The organism is Pedobacter cryoconitis (genome assembly GCF_001590605.1).
Lineage (GTDB): Bacteria > Bacteroidota > Bacteroidia > Sphingobacteriales > Sphingobacteriaceae > Pedobacter > Pedobacter cryoconitis_A.
Genome location: NZ_CP014504.1, coordinates 5,810,488 through 5,833,661, shown reverse-complemented (window position 1 = coordinate 5,833,661; position 23,174 = coordinate 5,810,488). Strand labels below are relative to the sequence as shown.

The following is a 23,174-nucleotide window of genomic DNA, read 5'->3' as shown; positions in this document are numbered from 1 at the left end:
ACGGTTATCCTGTAATATAACCGTTCCTTTGCCTCGAGACACAACAATTATACTTTCATTGTTAATTAAAATTAATAAGTTTGGTTCATGCATGATTTCTCTTTATACTTCGAATTGGGTTGGCAACACATATTAAACTGGAAGGGATATGATCATATTCTTTTTGTGATCGTATTGTGTGGAGCGTATACTTTAACAGATTGGAAGAGGGTATTATTACTGGTTACCGCTTTCACGATTGGCCATAGTATCACACTTGCTTTAAGTGTATTCAAGGTAATTACAGTCAAAACTAATCTGATTGAGTTTCTGATTCCGGTAACGATATTAGTTACAGCAACTTCGAATATACTTGGTGGAAAATCATCAAGGCCCAAGGGTGTGCAGTTGAAGTATATACTTGCCCTGTTCTTCGGATTGATCCATGGAATGGGTTTTTCCAATTATCTGAATAGCTTGCTGGGTAAAAGCACCAATATTGTAGCAGAGTTATTTGCTTTCAATATCGGGCTGGAATTCGGTCAGATTATTATCGTCACTGGTATATTGCTGATTTCTTTTGCCCTGATCAATATCTTCAAGGTCAAAAAATGGAATTGGAATTTCTTCCTGTCTTCCGCAATATTTGGTATCTCTTTTATTATGGCCGCAGAGCGGTGGCCTGACTTATTCCGTTAGAATAAGCCAAGCTGACCTTTATCATCGATCTCTACATCATCAGGGTTAGTGATCTCGAGTTTGACATTTTTATTGAGTGATGCCTCTTTAGTGACTTTACTTTTAGCATCGTCAGTTTTCTTTGGCTTCGCTGGCTTAGTTGCCGGTGATGTTGTTTTTTCAGGAGTAACAGGTGTTTCTGTTTTTTCAGGAACAACTGGTGTTTCTTCCGCTTCCGGGGTAACAGGCACTTCGGCTTTTTCAGAAACAACTGGTGTTTCTTCCACTTCTGGAGTAACTGGTAATTCTGCTTTCTTTGTTCGTTTTACCGGAGTTCGCACAGTTTTATCTGCTTCTTCAACAGGCTGAACTACATTCTCCTGCCTAACCCACTCTTTTTTAACAACAGGAACCTCTTTTTTCTCTTCAACTATAGAAGCGTTCTCTTGCTTCTCTATAGTAGTAGCTTCAATAGCTATTACTTCTTCTTCAATAATTACTTCTTCGGCTATTTCTTCAGAAATATCGTCAACTGGTGTGGTTTCTTCCTGAACCGATGTAATTTCACCATTGGTTTCAGCCTCATCATCCTCAGCTTCATTATCCTCCGTTTCAGTCTTAGTTTCAATTAATCCTGCTTTAGCTGAAGGCTCCTGATCATCTCCAGAAACTTCCTCTGCTACAACAGTACTCTCTTTAACCTCCTCTTCCAGAACAAGCTCATTTTCCTCCGCATTGCTGATTGTAATATTTTTCACCTCATGCTGACTTAACCGGTTACCGTTAGCTTTGATACCTTTTAAGTCTATAAAATCTGCAAGCACAATTTCTAATGTCTCAGGAATCTGTGTTTTACCTTTTAATACATCTACCGTTAAGGTAGCTTCAGGATTACTGGTCAGATGCAGGAACCTGGACCCGGTTTCCTCACTGATCAGCGTTTGTTTTTTTCCTATTGCAATAGGCTCAAAGACAAAGCGCTTAATAAAGTAATTCTTAGCCTTTCCTTCATACTGCACAACTGCGAATGCTTTTTCAGGATCAAATTTCTGAATCAGTAGCAGATCAGCATCAAAATGATTACTCAATTCAAAAGAACTCAGTTCATACCAACCTTCTTTATGTACCTGAAGGATTTTATCGTCACCATCAAATTCACCCAGGTATTTACCTCTTCCATCAACATTTAATCTTCTTAATAAATCATCATACCAGATTTTCAAACCTGACAATGTAGAAACACCTTTGCTCTTTAATAAAACCTTCTTAATAGGATATTTAGAAACTATGTTTCCCTGAGAAGCACGTCCTTTAATAGCAATTTCCGCAAAGTCTATATCAAATTGTAATTTCTTTAGCTTAGTATGCGGTTTAAGCAGTACGGTAACGATCTCAGCCTCACCATTTGGATTAGGCGTGAAATATAACATCTTCGACCCTTTACTTCCTTTTGTTAAGTCGTATTCTTTGTCACGGGTCACCCCTATTACAGCAAAACGTTTAATATAAGAAGTACCACTTGCTCCATCTTTGTAAATCAGGTTATAAATGGTACGGTCGTCATTCTTTTTAAATACGTGTGCGTAAACAATTCCTTTACCCACAAATGTTTTATCTGCAACTTTAGTAATCGTGCATTTACCATCTTCTCTGAATACAATAATTTCATCCAGATCAGAACAGTCAGCAATAAATTCGTCTTTTTTAAGTCCCGTTCCGATAAAACCATCTTCCCGGTTCATATAAAGTTTAACGTTGGCTAAAGCAACTTTGGAAGCTTCCACTCTGTCAAACAGGCGGATCTCCGTTTTACGTTCTCTGCCTTTTCCGTATTTATCTTTCAATTTCTGATACCATGCAATCGCATAATCAGTTAGATGGCGAAGGTGATTTTTCACTACTTTAATATCATCCGCCAATGCTTTCATCTGGTCATCCGCTTTCTTAACATCAAAGCGGGTAATGCTGCTCATCGGTTTATCGATCAGCTTCTTGAAATCTTCTGGCAGGATTTCTCTGTACAATTGCTCCTTGAACGGGGCAAACAAGATATTCAGTACTTCTACTACGGCATCGAAATTACTTGCATTCTCATATTCAGCATGCTTGTACATTCCTTCCTGAATGAAGATCTTCAATAAAGAACTGAAGAAAATCTTTTCCTGAAGCTCATGCAGTTTGATTTCAAGCTCCTGTTTTAACAGATTTTTAGTATTCTGAGTATTTTCTATCAGGATAGTATTTACACTCAGGAACTGAGGCTTATCATCTTTAATAATACAAGTATTCGGAGAAATAGAAACCTCACAAGAAGTGAATGCGTAAAGTGCATCTATAGTCACATCCGGTGATATACCCGGAGCAAGTTGAATCACAATCTCCACATGTGCGGCAGTATTGTCTTCAATCTTCTTGATTTTGATTTTACCTTTATCATTGGCAGAAAGAATACTGTCAATCACAGAACCCGTTGTTGTACTGTAAGGAATCTCAGTAATGACCAGGGTCTTCTTATCTTTTTCAGTGATTTTAGCACGGACCCGAATCTTACCACCACGCATTCCTTCGTTATAAGCAGAAAAATCTGCCATACCTCCGGTAAAAAAGTCGGGAAGGATATTGGGTTTTCCACCTTGCAGGATAGCAATAGAGGCATCAAGTAACTCAATAAAGTTATGCGGCATAACCTTAGTAGCCAGACCTACTGCAATTCCTTCAGCTCCCTGCGCCAATAGCAGCGGGAATTTTACAGGTAAAGTAAGTGGTTCATTATTCCGTCCGTCATAACTTAATTGCCAGATGGTTGTGTCTGCATTAAAAACGACTTCTGTGGCGAATTTTGACAAACGTGCTTCAATATAACGTGGCGCAGCTGCACTGTCTCCGGTAATCGGGTCTCCCCAGTTACCCTGACAGTCAATCAGCAAATCCTTCTGACCAATCTGCACCATGGCATCTCCAATTGAAGCATCCCCGTGCGGGTGATACTTCATGGTATTTCCAATCACATTGGCTGCCTTGTTGAAACGTCCATCGTCCATTTCTTTCAGCGAGTGCATAATTCTACGCTGAACGGGTTTCAGTCCATCATTAATATGGGGTACTGCCCGGTCTAAAATTACATAAGAGGCATAATCGAGGAACCAGTTCTCGTAAAGGCCATTAATAGGTATTACGGTATGTTTTGTCTCTTCGTTTACGTTATTATCTAATTCGTCGCTCATTAAGAAAGGGTTTGGATGGCGTAAAGATAAGGCATCCGCTCAAATTTTGAGAACACAATTTCCCAACAGTTTTAAAAAACTGATGTGCTGCTTGGATTTCGAAGTTATTCAGCCAGACGATCTTCTACAAATACAAAAGGCAGCAAACTTTTGATACCCTTCACTTTTAGAATCTTACCATTCAGACAATAAAAAAGTATTTCTATTTCTTTATTTTGTTTTCTTTCAAATTCGGCCATAACTTGTAAACAAGCACCACAGCAAGTAATAGGCTGTTCAATTTTAAAGTTATCGGTATGGGCTGTAATCGCCATCGTTTCTATAATTGCATCAGGATAAGTGGCACCAATTGTAAAAAGAGCCACACGTTCTGCACAAAGTCCGGATGGGTAGGCCAGATTCTCCTGGTTACTTCCAGAAACGACCACACCATCATTTAGCCTTACCGCAGTGGCAACTTTAAACTTGGAGTATGGAGAGTAAGAGGTCTTTAATGCTTCCTTTGCTTGTATACATAAGGATTGATCGGCTGCATTCAGTTCTTCTAACTGATCGTAGGATTCATAAGCAATGGAAATATTTAAGTTATTCATATCAATTTAAAATTAAAATACAGCAGACATCATTATTGATGTTCATGCCTGGTAAACCATTAGAGAACAATTATATCCCAATAAAAATTAGGGCTCACAATATACGCTGTTAATTTGAACAGATCCTAAATAACACAAGCACATGTAATAATAAAACATATTATTTCTAATATAGATAAATATTACCAACAATAGAGAAATGTAGAGTAAGTTGGGCACAAATCAATCGAATTATGTCAGAAAAAATGAACAAGTATATTGATCCGTTGTCAGATTTCGGTTTTAAGCACCTTTTCGGCGGTGAGCCGAATAAGGATATTATGATCGGATTTTTAAATGCAATATTTGAAGGACAGAAACACATTACCGATATTATTTATGGTCCAACGGAGTATGGGGGTGATGAGCAAGATTACAGAAAAGTCTCTTTTGATCTATTATGTACTGGAACGCAGGGTGAGCAGTTTATTGTGGAAATGCAGCGGCTTGCACATTCTAATTTTGGCGACCGGTGTATTTTTTACTTAAGCCGGCTGATCCACCAGCAAAAATCACTAGGTAAAGAAAACTGGAATTTCAAGTTGAAAGAGGTCTTTCTGATTGCTATACTGGATTTTAAAATGAAAAGCAGCACAAACGATCATTATCTGCAGAGTATTTCACTGGTTAACACGGGCACAGGTGAAATATTCCACAATGGACTGGGATTTAAGTTTTTGGAACTACCTAAATTTGATAAAAAAGAAGATGAGCTGGAGAATGAACTGGACAAATGGGTTTATATGCTTAAACACATGCAAAGTCTGGGCAAAATCCCGGAGTATCTGGACAAACGTATCTTTCAAAAAATATTTAATGTATCTGAAATGAGCAGACTAACACCCGAACAACGGTTTATACACGATTTAGATCAGCAGAAAAAATGGGAATATCAATGTGTTCTTGATGACCAGTTTGAACAAGGCCTTGAAAAAGGGAAACTCGAAATTTCTCTTGAACTGGCAAGAGAAATGAAAAAAGAAAATTTTGATACACTTAAGATCGTTCAGTTTACGAAGTTACCCATAGAAGTCATTAATAATTTATAGCTATCTCATTATATACATAAAGAACCGGATCCGAGATCTTTATGTATATATTGTCATATTTATTTAAACAAAGTTTTGGTTTATTTGTAGTATACTATAGGTTAAAACAGCCTTATGGCATAGTTTTTATACCTTGGTTAGTCATAAATCTCTCAAAATCTACTTGAATTGAATAAATACGTACGTAAAAGTTTAAAGGTCGTTCTATGGATTATTGCCACAATCATACTATTGGTGGTCGCAGTGGCTATATCTTTAAATATCCCCGCTGTTCAGAACTTCGTTAAAGGCAAAGCTATTGGCTACCTAAAAAATAAAACCCATACAGAAGTTAGTCTGGAAAGTATTAAGATTGCCTTGCCTAAGGATATTGTGCTCAACAAATTCTACATGGAAGATAAAAAAGGCGACACTTTATTGTATGCACAGAAATTAGCTGTCGATATTAGTCTTTTCAAGTTACTCAGTAATAAAATTGAAATCAACAATATTGAGCTGGAGAAAATCCGCGCAAACGTAACCCGTATCAATCCTGATACTACATTTAACTTCTCTTTCTTGTTGGATGCTTTTATGTCCGAGCAGAAAAAACCAGAAGACGAAGTAAAAAAGGATACTACTTCTACCATGAAGTTTTCGATCAGCAAAATAAGCTTAAAAGATATAGGTATTGTTTATCGTGATGATGTTGCAGGTAATGATGTAAGCGTAAATCTTGGAGAATTTCAGACAAATATTAAAGACTTTGATCTGGATAACCAACACTATGTGATTAAAGACCTGGTGCTGAAAAATACTTCCCTGAAATATTTGCAGCAAAAACCACTTACCCAACTGGCGGCCCATTTGGAAAAGAGTATTGATACTGCAAAAACAGCGACCGGAAAACTTCCTTTGGTAGAGATTCAGGACGTTACTTTTAATAATGTAAAAATCAACTTCAACGACATGCTTTCAGACATGCGTGCCGATTTAAACATCAATGAACTTAACCTGAAAAAACTGTTTGCCGACCTGACTAAAAGTGATTTTAAGCTGGAAGAGGCGACACTGAACAAATCTAATATCCTCTTTGCTTTTAAGCCACTCCCTGATGCTTCCGGAACAAAACACGTGGATAGTGCTGCTGCAAAACCTTCTGCGTTAGCTGTACTGGTTAGCAAATTAAATCTTGCAGAAAACAATATACAGTATGATAATCTGGCTGTAAAACCTACCGCAAAAGGACTGGATTATAACCACTTAAAAGTCAATGGACTTGGATTAGCAGCAGACTCACTCTCCTACAGTCAGGCCGGAATCAAAGTAAACGTTAAAAGTGGGGCATTCAAGGAAAGAAGTGGTTTTGAACTTTCAAAGTTACAAGGTGATGTAGTCTATAGTGATAAAATGGTTAAACTAACTAATCTTGTCTTTAAAACGCCTAATACCAATATTGAAAACAATACTACATTGAACTATACCTCGCTCGATGATTTAACAAAACATCCCGAAAAGGTGAAAATAAACATACAGCTGAAAAATTCTGTATTAGGCTTAAAAGATGCAACCTATTTCAGTGATGCAATTCCAGCAGCATACCGCAATGAGAAGATTAAAATAACTGCCCGCGCCAATGGATATATGAATAATCTTTCAATTCCTCAATTGCAGATTAGTGGATTGAAAAGCACAAATATAGACGTGAATGGTACTGCTAAAGGCTTACCAGATGTCAACAAAACGTTTCTGGACCTTAACATTAAGCGCTTCTCTTTAACAAAAAGAGATCTTTTAGTCGTTATTCCTAAAAAATCCCTGCCTGCTAATATTGAATTGCCTAACACGATTGTAGCGAACGGAAAGTTTAAAGGATCCATGACCAATTTCAATACGGATTTCAATATCAACACAGATATGGGTGCAGCCAAATTACTGGCCAGCCTGAAAGGGCCTAAAGGAAAAGAGAGTTATACTGCAAATATCAACTTGAATAACTTTAATGCTGGCCGCTTGTTAAAAATGCAGCCTCAGTTAGGAAAAATCAGTGTTAAAGCGACAGTGAATGGAACAGGTTTAGATGCAAAAACGGCTAATGCAAAGATCAATGCACAGCTATTAAGTGCTTATTATAATAAATACACTTACAAGAACTTATTGCTGAGCGGTACTTATTCAGGCCAGAAAATGAATATCAAAAGTGAAATGGCAGATACCAATGCTAATTTCAATTTAACTGCTTTTGTAAATATGGCTGACAAATACCCTGCAGTTAAAGCAGACCTTAACTTAAAACAAGTCGATCTGCAGAAATTAAATTTTAGTGCTACAGAATTAAGGATGGCCGGTGTGGTTAAAGCCGATATCAAAACAGCAGACCCGAATTACCTGAATGGTGATGTAAGCATCAGGGGTTTACAACTTGTTAAGGATGGACAAAGGTTTAATGTAGACACGATTGATGCACATGCTCAGGCAACAGCCAACCATACCTTATTAACTTTAAAATCAGAGTTACTAAGTGCACGTGTTGATGGACAATACCAACTCACCAACCTGGCGCCTGCCATGATCAATCAGCTTAATAAATATTATGCATTTGGTGAGGTGACGAAGATACCGGATCAGCGTTTCAGATTTAGTATGAACATTTATAACCCTAAGTTCATTAAAAACTTTGTTCCTGAACTGACCACTTTCTCTCCTTCCAGAATCAGTGGTTTACTGGATACAAAAAAAGACAGCTTAGTCATGAACGCCTGGATCCCACAAGTTGTTTATGGAGATTATCAGGTGGACAGTACACGCCTTACTGTAGACAATGTCAATCAAAAACTGAACTATAAGTTATTGGTAAAGCATGTGCAAAGCAAATCAATCGCTTTATATAATACAGAACTAAGTGGTGAAGCTGCTAATAATCTATTGGGGGTTAACATTTTCCTTAGAGATAGTAAACTGAAAGATAAATATGTACTTGGAGGTACATTTAAATCAATTAATAAAAACTTCCAGTTCAGTTTCGATCCGCAGAAGTTACTTTTGAATTATGATAAATGGGCAGTTTCGCCAGAAAACTTTATCCAGTTTGGAGCTTCGGGTATTCTGGCCAATCAATTTAACCTGAGCAAAGGCGGGCAGTTATTGAGTGTGAATAGTTTGAATTCAACACCAGGTTCACCGCTAAAAGTAGAGTTCAAGAATTTTCAGATAGAAACATTGACTAAGTTTGCAGAACAAGACAGTTCTTTAGTAGGCGGGGCTATTAACGGAATAGTGGATGTGAAGGAGTTAACCGGTAGCCCAAAATTCGAAGCCAACCTGACTATTGATCATCTTCGTTATCAGAAAGATCAGCTGGGAACGCTACGGGTAGCTGTAAATAACAATACTGAAAACGCATTTGAAACGAATATAGCTTTGACAGGTGTTCATGAATTAAGGGTAAATGGATTCTATTATACGAAAGCCGAGAATGCTTTGGATCTTACCTTAAATATTGACAAAATAGACCTTAAAGCATTGGAAAGTGTTTCCATGGGACAGATTAAGCAGGGTTCAGGAACGATAACCGGACAACTTTCCATTAAAGGGGCAATCGCTTCACCAAAAGTATTAGGAGACATTAAATTTAACCAGGCTGCATTCAATGCAACTTATGTGAATTCATACTTCAGAATGCCAAATGAGACGATCAGCTTTACTGAAGAAGGCGTTAAGTTCAATAACTTCACCATTATTGATTCATTGAATAAACAAGCCACTATAAACGGTGGGATCCTGACGAAAGATTACAGGAACTTCAAGTTCAATATGGATATCAAAACTAATAACTTCAGGGCGTTGCATTCTACAGCAGCGGATAATGAAATGATTTATGGAACGGTTTTCCTAACCAGTCTGATCAAGGTAAGAGGTGACTTAAACCAGCCAGATGTCAATATGAACGTTCAGGTAGAGAAAGGAACCAAGTTCTTTTTCGCATTACCTCCTGATGATCCTTCGGTAATCAGCCAGGAAGGTATTGTACAGTTTATTGATGCAGACGCGGCACCATTTAATGGTCAGAAGGCGCTGAAAGCAGATAGTATCAGCAAATCGCCTATTAAAGGAATTAATCTGAGTGCCAATATCAAGATTGATCCGGAGGCAGAACTGAATGTGGTAGTTGACCCGGCAAATGGTGATGCTTTGAAAGTAAAAGGAACAGCTAACCTGATTGCAACGATAGATCCTAGTGGTAAGACAAGCTTAACAGGTCGTTATGATCTGAATGAGGGTTCTTATAACCTATCTATAGGTGGCTTAGCTAAAAGATCCTTTAAACTGGTTAAAGGAAGCAGTATTATATGGACAGGAGAGCCTACTGAAGCGAATGTAGACCTGACTGCATTGTATGAAGTTAATGCAGCGCCAATTGATTTGCTGAATCAACCTGATAATATTCCGGCTAAAACAAAACTGCCTTTCCAGGTTTATCTATATATGAAAAATCAGCTGATGAAACCAACCATATCATTCAAGCTGGATATGCCTGCGAATGAACAAGGCGCTTTAGGCGGAGTTGTTTATACTAAAATACAGAATATAAACAGAGATGAAGGGCAACTAAATAAACAGGTATTTGCTTTATTAGCGCTGGGCCGTTTCATTGCAGATAATCCATTCGAGAGTCTTGTTGGTGGCGGTGGTGGTATTTCCTCGATGGCACGTTCAAGTGTGAGTAATTTGCTGACCGATCAGTTAAATAATCTCGCTTCAGATTTGGTTAAAGGTGTAGATATAAACTTTGGTGTGAATTCATCTGAAGATTACTCTTCAGGCTCATTGCAGCAAAAAACAGACTTGGAAGTAGGCTTATCTAAAAAACTACTGAATGACAGGTTAACAGTAACTGTAGGTAGTTCATTTGGTCTGGAAGGCCCGCAGGCGCCTGGGCAAAATGCAACAAATATTGCAGGTAATGTGAATGTGGAATATGCACTTTCTGCTGATGGCAGATACCGTTTGAGAGCTTACAGACGTAATCAGAACGAAGGTGTAATTGAGGGCCAGATTATAGAGACTGGTGTTGGATTTGCATTAGTTGTTGATTATAATAAATTCAAAGAGATCTTCCAGAAAAGAAGGAAGCGGTATCAGATTACCACTGAGCAAAAACCAAAAGAAAAAGCTGTGAATACTACACCAGCAAAAAACGAAAAATAAGATTAAAAAACAAAAGCATCTGCAGGTTTAAACCTTCAGATGCTTACAAACATAAATAGTGAATGAAAAAACTAATTCTACCCTCTTTATTAATCTTTTCATGTTTAGTGTGGGCTGCCTGCAGCAATACTAAATACCTGAAACCCGGACAGACTTTATATACAGGCGCTGAGGTAAAGATCAATCCCGATTCTTCTTCAAAAATTGCAGATGAAAAGAATGTAAAGAGTGATTTGGAAAGTAAAACAAGACCTGCACCTAATAAAACGATTCTTGGCTTAAGACCAAAATTATATATCTATAACCTTGCTGGTGAACCTAAAAAACCGAAAGGTATCCGCCACTGGCTAAGAACAAAAGTTGGAGAACCACCTGTATTATTGAGTGATGTCAAATTAAAAAGCAATAATGCCATATTAACGAGTTATCTGATTAGCCAGGGATACCTGCAATCTGTAGTAACCGGAGATACGATTGTTAAAAAACGTTCTGCTAAAGCTGTTTATACAGCACAAACAGGTACACGTTATAAAATCAATAATATCACTTTTCCTAAAGACACAGGGAATCTGGCCAATATTATTAATCAGAACAAAGGAAACACTTTACTTAAGAAAGGAGATTTCTATAATCTTGAGGTCTTTAAAAATGAACGGATCCGTATGGATAACGACCTGAAAGAAAATGGTTATTTCTATTTCAGCCCGGACTACCTGATTCTTCAAGTTGACAGTACTATTGGAAAAAGCCAGGTTAATATTACTGTTAAAGTAAAGGACATAGCGCCTGATGCAGGTTTGAAGCCTTATACAATCAAAGAGATTAAGATATATCCGAACTATTCCTTAAGAAGGGATTCTGTATTGAGGAAGCTGCAACCTGTCGAGTATAATGATTTCGAGATTTATGATGATAAAAAAACATTTAAACCTCGTTTGTTTGATAGACTGGTCTTCTTTAAAAAAGGTGAAACTTATAACAGAAAAGACCATAACCAGTCTTTAAACAGAATGGTTAATATCAATGCATTTCAAGCTGTTAAAGCAGAGTTTTTGCCTGTTGACAGTTTTAAAAACGACCAATTAGATTTAAATATTTACCTAACCCCTTTAAAGAAAAATTCTCTGTCATTTTCAGTAACCGGAACCAGTAAATCAAACAATTTTGTAGGTTCGGAGGTAAAAGTAACTCAGACTACAAGAAACCTGTTCAGAGGGGCTGAACAACTGGACGTAAGTTTAAGCGGTGGTTTTGAAACACAGGTAAGCGGACAAGCAAAGAACCTGAACTCTTATTCATTTACTGCACAGGGAAAATTAACTTTTCCAAGATTTATTGTTCCTTTTTACAAGCCTAGCAGTACCACTGCATTCATTCCAAAAACTATTGCATCTCTGTCTTATGAGTTGTTAAGTCGGGGATCTTTATATGATTTAAGTTCGTTTAAAGCTGAGTACGGATATGTATGGAAGGAAAATATTTATAAAGAACATACTTTCAACCCTATTTCAATTACCTATGTAAAACCAGGTATTGATTCCGCTAAAAAAGATAGTATTTTCAGAATTACACCTGGTTTAAAAAACATCCTGGATAAACAGTTTATAATTGGAAGTAGCTATAACTTCAATTATACCAATCAAATGGAAGAGTCCAGAAGAAACAATATTTACTTTAATGGAAACATACAAACTGGAGGTAATCTGTGGGGTTTATTTATTTCAAAAGATGGCAAGGGTGAAAAATCAATTTTCAATGTGCCATTAACTCAGTTTGTAAGATTAGAGACAGACCTAAGAGATTATTATAAAATCAATAGAAATGTAATCTGGGCGAATCGTCTTAACCTCGGGTATGGCTATACTTATGGAAATAGTTCTTCTATGCCGTTTGTTAAACAGTTTTTTGCAGGAGGAACAAATGATATCCGTGGTTTTGCTTCAAGATCACTTGGTCCTGGTACTTATAAAGTGCCAGACACCACACAATTCGCTGATCAAAGTGGTGACGTAAAAATTATGCTGAATACAGAATTACGTTTTAAACTAGTTAGCGTATTATATGGAGCATTATTTGCTGACGCAGGAAATATCTGGCTAAGAAAAGAAGATCCAGATAGGCTAGGTTCAGGTTTTAAATTAAAAAACTCTTTAAGTCAGATGGCAGTCTCTACCGGAGCAGGTCTACGTGTAGATGCTAAAATTTTTGTTGTCCGTTTAGACGTAGCCTTCCCGATCAGAAAACCATACTTACCAGAAGGACAAAGATGGGTTATCGATCAGGTTGCTTTTGGTGATAAAACCTGGAGAAAAGAAAACCTAGTTTATAACATAGGAATTGGCTATCCATTCTAACTACCAATCCAATCTAAAGACATTTATCTAAAATGAAAGTATTACATCAAATCAAACGCTTCTTCATTGCACTGTACCACCTGTTTGTGGCGGCCGGAGCAGGCTTTATCGAAGACCGTGTGATGAAGTTAAGCGCCGCACTTGCTTACTATACGATCTTCTCCTTAACACCCCTGATTATTATCGTTATTTCAGCTGCGAGTATATTTTTCAGTGATAAACTGAATCCGGGAACAGAATTATTTGCTCAGATCAACGAAATAGCAGGAGCTGAAGCAGCTAAACAAATACAAGGATTTGTTACTAGTGCTAATCTTACCGGTAAAAGTACAATAGGACTGATTATAGGTATCGGAACATTAATTGTCGGTTCAACGGCTATTTTCATTGAAATCCAGGACAGTATCAATATGATCTGGAAAGTAAAAGCTGTTCCTAAAAAAGGATGGTTAAAAATGCTGACCAACAGATTACTTTCTTTCTCATTAATTGTATCTATGGGTTTCCTTTTATTGGTTTCCCTGGTTATTAACAGTATTGTAGTCGGGCTTGGTTCTAAATTAGGAGAGCTGGTAGCCAGAAGTAAAATAAGCGAAATTATTCCTGTCGCAGATACGACGACGACCCTGTTAATTTACATCCTGAACAATGCTTTTACTTTAGCAGCTGTAACGGCTGTATTTACTATTATTTTTAAAGTATTGCCTGATGTAATTTTAAGATGGAAATCAGCTCTTATAGGTGCTCTATTTACTGCGCTGCTATTCAGTTTAGGTAAATACCTGATTGGGGTATACATTGAAAAAGGAAATCCGGCATCAGCATTTGGTGCTGCAAGTTCAATTATTGTGATCCTGCTGTGGATTTACTACACATCCATTATTTTATACTTCGGAGCTGAGTTTACGCAAGCTTACGCAGAAAAATATGATAAAGGAATAAGACCAAGTAAATATGCAGTCCATACACAAATTACTGTGGTCGAAAAGAAAGTAGATGTTTTGCCTCCGCAGCATCCTGAGGAAACAAAAACAGAACCGGCCTAAGCCGGTTCTGCAATTTCATCTGTAATGATATCTTCAGAAACTGCCGCTGTTGCTGCATCTAAATCAGCAGAGATCAAAGCTTCCACAGTATCTTTCTCCACTCTTAAGTTTCTGATAATATGCTGTTGTCTGTCTGGTGTATTTTTACCCATATAATATTCCAGCAAACTTTTAATTGTCTGGTCTTTCAGAATTACCGGGTCTAAGCGGATATCTTTACCGATAAATAAACCAAATTCATCAGGAGAAATTTCGCCTAAACCTTTAAATCGAGTAATCTCCGGCTTATTTCCCAATTTCTCAATTGCTCTCTTACGCTCATCATCACTATAGCAGTAGATTGTCTCTTTCTTATTGCGTACCCTGAATAAAGGAGTTTGCAGAATATAAACATGTCCTGCTCTGACCAGATCGGGGAAGAACTGCAAAAAGAAAGTCATCATCAATAACCTGATGTGCATACCATCCACATCGGCATCAGTTGCAATCACAATATTATTATAATGCAGACCTTCCAGCCCGTCTTCAATATTCAGCGCATGCTGCAATAAATTGAATTCCTCATTTTCATAAACCACCTTTTTGGTCAGTTCATAACAATTCAGAGGTTTACCCTTTAAACTGAATACAGCCTGGCAATCTACATCTCTTGATTTCGTAATAGATCCCGATGCAGAATCCCCCTCTGTAATAAACAAAGTAGTTTCATAACGTTTTTCGTGCGTACTGCTGAAATGGACTTTACAATCTCTGAGTTTTTTATTGTGAAGAGACGCTTTTTTAGCTCTGTCATTCGCTAATTTCTTGATTCCGGCGATATCCTTACGTTCACGTTCCGATTGCAGGATACGCTTTAATAAAGCATCAGCGACATCGGTATGCTTATGCAAATAATCATCCAGTTCTTTCTTCACAAAATCATTAATGAAAGTACGCACAGACGGTCCTTCAGGCCCCATATTTTGAGAACCCAATTTAGTTTTTGTCTGTGACTCAAATACCGGCTCCTGCACACGAACAGAAATCGCAGCAATAATGGAAGAACGGATATCAGAAGCCTCGTATTCTTTTTTATAGAACTCACGGATAGTTTTCACCACCGCTTCTCTGAAAGCAGCCTGGTGTGTACCCCCCTGAGTAGTATGCTGTCCATTCACAAAAGAATGATAATCTTCTCCGTATTGCTGACCATGGGTCATTGCAATTTCGATATCATTCCCTTTCAGGTGAATAATCGGATAACGGATATTTTCTACATCTGCTACCTTATGCAGCAAATCATACAGACCACGTTCCGATAAGTATTTTTGATTGTTAAAATTAACCGTTAAACCAGTATTCAGGAACACATAGTTCCAGATCATACTTTCTACAAAATCAGGGATATAATGGTAATTTCTGAAAATAGTCTCATCAGGATAGAAAGTAATAGCAGTACCATTTCTTTGCGTGGTATCAATAATAGGATGATCCATGGTGATCTCCCCTCTTGAAAACTCCACCTTTTTCGTTTTTCCATCACGGTAAGACTGTACCAGGAAATTGGTCGATAAAGCATTTACAGCTTTCGTACCCACCCCGTTTAATCCTACAGATTTCTGAAAAGCGTTACTATCATATTTACCACCAGTATTGATCTTTGACACACAGTCAATTACTTTACCCAATGGAATACCACGGCCATAATCACGTACATTCACCTTAGAATCAGAAACAGTAATATCAATGATACGGCCAGATCCCATTACAAACTCATCAATAGAGTTATCCATGATCTCCTTAAGCAAGACATAAATACCATCATCCTGAGCGGAGCCATCACCCAGCTTCCCGATATACATACCAGGGCGTAATCTGATGTGTTCTTTCCAGTCCAGTGACCGTATACTGTCATCGTTATATATAGGTTCAGCCATAATCTTTGTGTAGAACTGCAAATTTAATGAATAGCTACCTCAATTAAACATCAAAGTTTCAACAAATACACATTTTGCCTTACCTTCGTGCATTTACTCCACCTATACATGCAGCCTAAAAAACAGCTTTCCCTTTTTGATTTGTCTATGATCGTTGTCAGTCTGGTCATTGGAATGGGCATCTTCCGTACACCAGTCAATGTAGCTGCCAAGGCACAGATTCCAGAATTATTCTTTCTGGCCTGGATTATTGGTGGTTTAGTAGCTTATTGCGGGGCACTGATCTACGCAGAAATCGGTTCACGTTTCCCGGTAACAGGTGGTTATTATAAGATATTTTCCACCTGCTATCATCCTTCGGTAGCCTTTGCTATCAACGGAATAGTCGTGTTAACAAGTGCTGCTTCTATGGCTGGAGTAACCTTAATCGGTTCAGAATACCTGAGCAGTGTTATCTTTCCACCAGCAATGCAGACTGATTTTTACCGGCTTGTTATCGCTGCTATCACTATATTGATATTTTATAGTATCAACCTGATGGGTTTAAAGGCGAGTTCCAAAGTCCAGAACATCCTGACTGTAATTAAAATTACACTCGTACTTACCTTGATTTGCGCTATATTTTTTGGCGGACAAACTGAAAACATCACGCCTGTATTTAAAACAGTTTCAGGTAATTCACCTGTCTGGTCAGATTATGGGAAAGCATTGGGAATTTGCCTGATTGCAGTAACTTTTTCCTTCGCTGGCTATACACAAACGATCAACCTGGGCGGTGAAGTTAAAGATGCGAAGAAGATGATTCCCAAAGGAATAAAAATGGGACTGTTTATTATCATTTCCCTATACCTGTTAATCAATTATGCTTATGTTAAAGTTATAGGGTTTGAACAGTTAAAAACTGCCCATAGCATTGCAGCAATATTAGCAGGGAAGATTTTCGGTCCCGCAGGCTTCACTATACTCTCTGCAGTTATCTTTTTATCTGTCCTCGGTTATGTGAATGTGAATCTGCTTAGTAATCCAAGGGCGATGTTTGCCATGGGCGAAGAAAAAGCACTGCCTTCAATTTTTGCACAAAAGAATAAGAAAACAGAAGTGATGGTGGTGAGCCTCACGACTTTCACAGCGCTGGTGATGACCACGCTCTTTTTTGCCCAGACTTTTGATAAAATTGTCAACTACTCTATTATCCTGGAATGTATCGGAACAGCTAGTTCAGCTGCGACCCTGTTTATTCTGCGCAGGACTACCGCTCATTTAGATCAGAACAGTATTTATAAGATGAAATGGTACCCGGCTCTCCCAATCTTATTTATTTCTTTTTATTTATTCGTAGGAATCAGTATTTATCAGGATGATCCATCCGCTGCTATCAACGGATTGTATATATTTATAGGATTCATAGCCATTTATTTTATCTCAAAAATAGTCAACAAAAAGAAGAAAATAGCCGATGCAGCAGAAGGAACTGCCCTTAAGTAAAGAGATTACGTATGCAGCCGGAATGATGGGCTGGAGCATTATGACCAATATTATTATTGTCATGCTTCCATATTTCTACCTGCCGCCTAACAATTCTGGCTTAACTCCTTTAGTTCCTCAGCTGATTGTATTTGGCGTCTTTAACATTCTTGCGCTCATTGCTGCATCAGGCAGATTATTTGATGCCTTTTATGATCCTTTTATTGCTTCAGTAAGCGATGCGAGTAATAATCCTAAGGGCAGGCGTATCCCAATAATGCGTTATGCCATTGTCCCTGCAGTTATTTTTTGCGGACTGATTTTCCACCCTTTGGTTAAGGCAGAATCGACTACAAACGCCTGGTGGCTTACATTAATGCTGATAGGTTTTTTCATGTCAGTTACCACTTATATTATCCCCTATAATGCATTACTGGCCGAACTGGCACATACAGCCGAGCAAAAAGTTAAGCTATCTACCTTTCAGCAGGTTGGATTTGTGATGGGAATGATCCTTTCTGCAATGATCAATAATTTTGCAGATCTGATTCAGTTTATCTTTCATATTCAGGAAAGAATGGAAGCACTTCAATATACCATTATCGGGCTGAGTATTTTTTCCGGACTGGTGATGATCCTTCCCGTGGTTACCATCAACGAAAAAGAATACAGCAATGGCAAGCCTACACATATTCCCCTGCTTCCAGCTATCAAAAATACTTTCCGCAATGCGAATTTCAAATATTACCTGATTTCAGATTTCGCCTATTATACGGCGCTAAGTATCATTTCGAGTGGTTTGCTTTATTTCGTCAGTGTTTTATTGAAGTTGCCTGAGTCTGATGGTGGAAAATATATGGGGATTATGGTTTTCCTTTCTCTTTTATTTTATCCTTTCGTAAATTCCGGGGCAAAACGCTATGGCAGAAAAGCACTGGTGCTTGCTGCTTTCGCTATTCTTAGTCTTATTTTTGTCACTATTTACTTTCTTGGCCATCTGCCTTTTCCGCCGGCGATGCAAATGTATATCCTGGTGGTCTGTGCTTCCTTTCCGCTGGCTGCTCTTGGTATTCTGCCTAATGCAATTCTGGCTGACATCGCCCAAAAAGACACCAGGGAGACCGGTGAAAACCATGAAGGCATGTTTTTCGCCGTGAAATATCTCTTTGTTAAACTTGGCCAAACTGTAGGAATTGCACTTTTTGCAATGCTTACTGTTTATGGTAAAGATCCGGGACACGATTTTGGCCTGCGTTTAAATGGTGTTGCAGGCTTTGTTTTATGTGTGCTCGCCTTATTGTTTTTCACCCGCTTTAAAGAAGACAAATAAGTTACGGAACTTATATGTATATTTGCGCCAGCGAAACGTAACTCTTTAATCAGCAAGGAATTCATTAATTAAACACCTGCTGATTGTTAACGTCTCTTCATTATTATACACATTAAAATTCAAACACATTGTTATTCGAAGAATTAAACCTGATTGAGCCTATTTTAAAAGCGCTGCAAGCAGAGGGTTATACTAACCCAACCCCTATACAAGAACAATCTATCCCTACTATATTAACAAGCAGAGACTTACTAGGCTGTGCGCAAACCGGAACTGGTAAAACAGCGGCTTTTGCAATTCCTATGTTACAACTGCTGAATAAAGAACATCAGAATACTAAAGGCCCGAGACCTATCCGTGCCCTGGTATTAACGCCAACGCGTGAGCTTGCCATTCAGATTGAAGAAAGTTTCAAAGCTTATGGTAAAAACCTTTCGCTGCGCCACCTGGTTATTTTTGGTGGTGTTGGACAAAAAGCACAAACTGATGCTTTACATCGCGGCGTAGATATCCTGATCGCTACACCAGGCAGATTGCTTGATTTAATGAACCAGGGTTTCATCAACCTTAAAGATGTTGAAATATTTGTACTGGATGAAGCAGACAGAATGCTGGACATGGGTTTCATTCACGATGTGAAGAAAACTATTGCAAAGCTGCCTGCTAAAAGACAGACTTTGTTTTTCTCAGCAACGATGCCTGGTGAAATTCAAAAACTGGCGAATACGATTTTAACTGATCCGTTAAAAGTAGAAGTAACGCCTGTATCTTCAACTGCAGAAAAAATTGAGCAATCTATCTATTATGTAGATAAGAATGATAAGAAAAATCTATTAATCCATATTCTTAAGGATAAAACAATTACTACAGCACTTGTTTTTACCCGTACAAAACATGGTGCAGACCGTATTGTTAAAGACCTGATTAAAGTTGGTGTAAAAGCTGAAGCTATTCACGGTAATAAATCACAGAATGCGAGACAAAGAGCTTTAACTAACTTTAAAGACAAAACTACCCGCATTCTTGTGGCTACTGATATTGCTGCACGTGGTATCGACGTAGATGAATTGACACATGTAATCAACTATGAATTGCCAAACGTTCCTGAAACCTATGTTCACAGAATTGGCCGTACAGGCCGTGCTGGTAACAGCGGGGTTTCCTTCTCTTTCTGCGATGGGGAAGAAAAAGAATACCTGGATGATATCGAGAAATTAATTGCCCTTAAAATTCCTGTACAGGAAGATCATCCATATGCAATGAGCTGGCAGAGCCTGATGTCTGGCGCCGCAGCGGCAAAAGTAAAAGGAAAGAGCAAACCTTCAAGAGGTGGCCGTCAGGAAAGAACTGAATATAAGCCAAACCTTAGTGGGGCAAAAAGAACTCCGGGTGGTGGCAATGGTGGCGGTAACCGCAGATTCAGCGGTTCAAGACCTAAAGCTAAAACAGATTAATCTTAAACATTAAGATCTAAAAACCGTTTCCTGTTATGGGAAACGGTTTTTTTGGTTTCAGGGGTTTTGATGATCAGGTTAGGAGTTGATTTATATTCGGCAAAATAAATAAATAAAAATTTTAAAGAATTTAAAGGAAACTTTAAAGAATTATACCTGATTATTAGGAAAACAAGTATATTAGAACAAAAATCCCTATATAATTATTTAGATCCCAGTTATGGAGAAAGGCAACATCATAAAAATCTCCCGGGGGCATCTTACGGAAATATCTAAAGGCGATTATGTAGCGAGTGGGAAAAGTATTAGTTCAAACGCGGCACATAAAATTACCGAGAATAGCAAGGAGGGAATTTTTTTCGGGGAACCGAAAAAGATGAACGGGATTAAGGACGATAGTGTTGATGTGGTGGCCGGGGTGTTTTTTGATGGAACAAGAAATAACAGGATCAATAACACACTTAGAAACCAGCATCAGACAAACAATAAAAATCCAACCCAGGGTCTTGAAGGCCAGGATAGTTATCAGAATGCACCGTCAAATGTACAGAATCTGGCAAGAGCATTCATAAAGGACACAGTCCATCGTGCTGTTTATATTGAAGGAGTAGCGACAACTGATTACGCAAAAGATAAAAGTGTTGCAGCTGGTTTAGGCTATTTTGAAACCGGAATCCATGATAAAGTAACCAGAGGTTGTTTACTTTTAGCCAAAGAATTAGGTGATTTAATAAGGCTTGAAGGAGTAAAAATAAATAAACTGACTATCGATATTTTTGGATTCAGCCGGGGATCAACCTGTGCCCGCAATTTTATACATGAGATCACAAAACCAGAACAAACAACAACACTTTTCAAGCACAGACAGTATAAAAATGGATATTATTTTGGCGCAGATGGGACAAAAAGAGCTAATATCCAAATTGAATCAACTAACAAGGGTATAACAAAACAACCTGCAAGAGGAATGCTGGGGCAATATTTTTTAGATAAACATGTAAAGTTTAATTCTTTTCACCTGAGATTTGGAGGATTGTTTGATAGTGTTTCATCTTATGGACTCATGCATTGGGATGATGTTTGGGAACTAGATTTGAATGCAATTAATAAAATGGCACACGTGGTACATTTAACCGCTGCGGATGAGCGCAGAGATAACTTTGAACTTACTGCGATAACAAAAGGTATTACAAAGAATTTACCAGGAGTACATTCTGATATTGGCGGAGGATACAGGGATCATATAGTTGATAAATTCCTAGTTAAGGCTAAAAATAAAGAAAGAGTATTGGTTGCGCTTGACCCTAAAATTGAAGCTGAAAAAAAGAGGTTAATAGAACAAGCCTGGTATACAAAAGAACAATTTACCCTTGAAGGAAGTAAATATGAAACAAAGCGGCTTTTTGGCACCCGTAGAATTAGAAATAATTATTCTTATATTCCACTTCACCTGATGGCAGAATTTAGTAAATCGCTTGGAGGAGTAATATTTGATAAAAATGTCCTTGCGTATGATTTTAAAATAGCCGAAGATGATCCAAAATTGAACCTCAAAAAGGTATATGACAGACTTTACAAGTATGCCTTTAAAGATGCGCCACCAATGCTTTATTTTACAGAACATGAAATCGAGCTTTTAAGGGCAAAAGCCCGTGAAGGGCTACTCTCTAAAGAGAAATTTGCAATGTTAGCAAACGATCATAATATGCTCAGGCAGCTCAGAAGTCGCTATCTTCATAACTCTGCGGATTTTGGTGACTTTGGTATGCAACCAACGTGGGATAATCAAAGAGTTATTTACAATAAAAAATAATATTAAAATGAAAAAGATAGCTAGTCTGATTATAATAAGCCTCGGGCTTTGCTTTATTTTTTCCTGTCAGAATAAATCTGAAACCACTATGAAAAGATACGATTGGATAGCCACTGAGAATGCACCAAAAGAATATCCAATGCGGATTTACAGCGGAACTTTTTATGCTGGAGAAAACCCAGTTAATGCTATTCCTGAAGGAACGACCATAAATTACGGGTGGGGAGCAACCGGATCAATAGAATCTTCAGGAGACGCTTTAAAAGAGGTACCCGACACTTTAGCGTTAACCTGGATTTCATTTACTGAGAACAAAAATTATACAGGTAAATTCCCGTTGAATGTTAAACTCATAGATTCATTGTTCAGCGCAGGATATCCCGCAGAAGATCTACCATCGGGGCATGAAGACTTTTTTTACTTCAAAGTAGGAATGGCTCCGGGCGGAGTAGTTGTCCTTTGGCTTGGTGGGCCAGGTAAACAGGTAGAAGTTGGCCGTTACCAGGGAAAAGAAACAAATGATGTAGACTGGAAAAGTGCAATACCAGGCTATGATGGTACGATGAAAGAATATGGTAAGCATATTATTGCGGATTTACCAAAAGAAGTACAACAACAGATCATTGAAAATAAAATTCCATATGGAAAGTGGGATCACTGGAGAAGACATTTCAACTGGAAGCCAGTAATAACGGGAGATGTTAACATCCTCAGTCTATCTATGTTCATGTTCAACAAAGAGATGGACTTTCTAATAGGAAAAAGATTAAATCCAGTCGGCTATATCCAAAGAGGAGCAATTGAAAAACTATACATTTTCTGGGTTGATCATAAGAAACGCGAGATGAGATCTCAGATAGATTTCGATGAGGCAGAAACTGATCAGATATTTTCTGCATTAAAACCCGGAGAAAACTGTGATCTGCTACTACATGTGACCAACGATGGCGAAGTCACTGTAAACTTAAAAACAGCTGCCGGAGTAATCCCATTCAAAAAAGCTAAGGTTCATACCTATCTGCGCTAAAGCATGAACATAGGATGATAA

13 protein-coding genes are annotated in these 23,174 nt (G+C 38.0%); 10 read left to right on the top strand and 3 right to left on the bottom strand.

Going from position 1 to position 23,174, the window contains the following annotated elements; genetic code table 11:
- The first annotated feature begins 87 nt into the window (after window positions 1-87).
- Entirely contained in the window at window positions 88-678 is a 591-nt protein-coding gene (locus AY601_RS24660) for a HupE/UreJ family protein (RefSeq protein ID WP_068406625.1), read from the top strand.
- Here the strand turns inward: AY601_RS24660 and AY601_RS24655 are convergent.
- Window positions 675-3,881, bottom strand: a complete 3,207-nt coding sequence (locus AY601_RS24655; RefSeq protein WP_068406615.1) for a DNA gyrase/topoisomerase IV subunit A — start codon at window positions 3,879-3,881, stop codon at window positions 675-677. The two genes, AY601_RS24660 and AY601_RS24655, sit on opposite strands and share 4 nt — an antisense overlap.
- Before the next feature lie 104 nt (window positions 3,882-3,985).
- Window positions 3,986-4,474: a cytidine deaminase gene (locus tag AY601_RS24650; protein ID WP_068406612.1), complete on the bottom strand. Its 489-nt coding sequence runs from the start codon at window positions 4,472-4,474 to the stop codon at window positions 3,986-3,988.
- A 233-nt stretch (window positions 4,475-4,707) separates the two neighbouring features.
- Here AY601_RS24650 and AY601_RS24645 point away from each other — a divergent pair, with 233 nt between their 5' ends.
- The 4 genes from AY601_RS24645 to AY601_RS24630 all read left to right on the top strand — a co-directional run bounded on the left by AY601_RS24645 (window position 4,708) and on the right by AY601_RS24630 (window position 14,149).
- Window positions 4,708-5,562: an Rpn family recombination-promoting nuclease/putative transposase gene (locus AY601_RS24645; RefSeq protein ID WP_068406605.1), complete on the top strand. Its 855-nt coding sequence runs from the start codon at window positions 4,708-4,710 to the stop codon at window positions 5,560-5,562.
- A 168-nt stretch (window positions 5,563-5,730) separates the two neighbouring features.
- Window positions 5,731-10,749, top strand: a complete 5,019-nt coding sequence (locus AY601_RS24640; RefSeq protein WP_068406604.1) for a translocation/assembly module TamB domain-containing protein — start codon at window positions 5,731-5,733, stop codon at window positions 10,747-10,749.
- A 62-nt stretch (window positions 10,750-10,811) separates the two neighbouring features.
- Complete coding sequence (locus AY601_RS24635; RefSeq protein WP_068406603.1) at window positions 10,812-13,103, top strand: BamA/TamA family outer membrane protein; 2,292 nt, start codon at window positions 10,812-10,814, stop codon at window positions 13,101-13,103.
- Between the two features lie 32 nt (window positions 13,104-13,135).
- Entirely contained in the window at window positions 13,136-14,149 is a 1,014-nt protein-coding gene (locus AY601_RS24630; protein WP_068406591.1) for a YihY/virulence factor BrkB family protein, read from the top strand.
- Here the strand turns inward: AY601_RS24630 and AY601_RS24625 are convergent.
- Window positions 14,146-16,065: a DNA topoisomerase IV subunit B gene (locus AY601_RS24625; protein WP_068406587.1), complete on the bottom strand. Its 1,920-nt coding sequence runs from the start codon at window positions 16,063-16,065 to the stop codon at window positions 14,146-14,148. The genes AY601_RS24630 and AY601_RS24625 overlap by 4 nt on opposite strands.
- Window positions 16,066-16,173: 108 nt before the next feature.
- Between AY601_RS24625 and AY601_RS24620 the strand changes: the two genes are divergently transcribed.
- The 5 genes from AY601_RS24620 to AY601_RS24600 all read left to right on the top strand — a co-directional run bounded on the left by AY601_RS24620 (window position 16,174) and on the right by AY601_RS24600 (window position 23,153).
- On the top strand, window positions 16,174-17,550 hold the full coding sequence (locus tag AY601_RS24620) for an APC family permease (RefSeq protein WP_068406584.1): 1,377 nt from the start codon (window positions 16,174-16,176) through the stop codon (window positions 17,548-17,550).
- Window positions 17,522-18,859: an MFS transporter gene (locus tag AY601_RS24615; protein WP_068406582.1), complete on the top strand. Its 1,338-nt coding sequence runs from the start codon at window positions 17,522-17,524 to the stop codon at window positions 18,857-18,859. Before AY601_RS24620 ends, AY601_RS24615 begins: the two co-directional genes overlap by 29 nt.
- Before the next feature lie 128 nt (window positions 18,860-18,987).
- Entirely contained in the window at window positions 18,988-20,313 is a 1,326-nt protein-coding gene (locus tag AY601_RS24610) for a DEAD/DEAH box helicase (RefSeq protein WP_068406580.1), read from the top strand.
- 220 nt (window positions 20,314-20,533) lie between these two features.
- Window positions 20,534-22,126 (top strand): T6SS phospholipase effector Tle1-like catalytic domain-containing protein, encoded by a 1,593-nt coding sequence (locus AY601_RS24605; protein WP_068406575.1) that lies wholly within the window; start codon window positions 20,534-20,536, stop codon window positions 22,124-22,126.
- 7 nt (window positions 22,127-22,133) lie between these two features.
- The gene (locus AY601_RS24600) at window positions 22,134-23,153 is read left to right on the top strand and encodes a DUF2931 family protein (protein WP_068406574.1); all 1,020 of its coding nucleotides are present in this window, start codon (window positions 22,134-22,136) and stop codon (window positions 23,151-23,153) included.
- Window positions 23,154-23,174 lie beyond the last annotated feature (21 nt).

Bases quoted from the DNA above. Each gene is read 5' to 3' on its own strand.
- AY601_RS24625 (WP_068406587.1), bottom strand. From the start codon at position 16,065: ATGGCTGAACCTATATATAACGATGACAGTATACGGTCACTGGACTGG.
- AY601_RS24615 (WP_068406582.1), top strand. From the start codon at position 17,522: ATGCAGCAGAAGGAACTGCCCTTAAGTAAAGAGATTACGTATGCAGCC.
- AY601_RS24650 (WP_068406612.1), bottom strand. From the start codon at position 4,474: ATGAATAACTTAAATATTTCCATTGCTTATGAATCCTACGATCAGTTA.
- AY601_RS24660 (WP_068406625.1), top strand. From the start codon at position 88: ATGCATGATTTCTCTTTATACTTCGAATTGGGTTGGCAACACATATTA.
- AY601_RS24645 (WP_068406605.1), top strand. From the start codon at position 4,708: ATGTCAGAAAAAATGAACAAGTATATTGATCCGTTGTCAGATTTCGGT.
- AY601_RS24605 (WP_068406575.1), top strand. From the start codon at position 20,534: ATGGAGAAAGGCAACATCATAAAAATCTCCCGGGGGCATCTTACGGAA.
- AY601_RS24635 (WP_068406603.1), top strand. From the start codon at position 10,812: ATGAAAAAACTAATTCTACCCTCTTTATTAATCTTTTCATGTTTAGTG.
- AY601_RS24600 (WP_068406574.1), top strand. From the start codon at position 22,134: ATGAAAAAGATAGCTAGTCTGATTATAATAAGCCTCGGGCTTTGCTTT.
- AY601_RS24630 (WP_068406591.1), top strand. From the start codon at position 13,136: ATGAAAGTATTACATCAAATCAAACGCTTCTTCATTGCACTGTACCAC.
- AY601_RS24620 (WP_068406584.1), top strand. From the start codon at position 16,174: ATGCAGCCTAAAAAACAGCTTTCCCTTTTTGATTTGTCTATGATCGTT.
- AY601_RS24655 (WP_068406615.1), bottom strand. From the start codon at position 3,881: ATGAGCGACGAATTAGATAATAACGTAAACGAAGAGACAAAACATACC.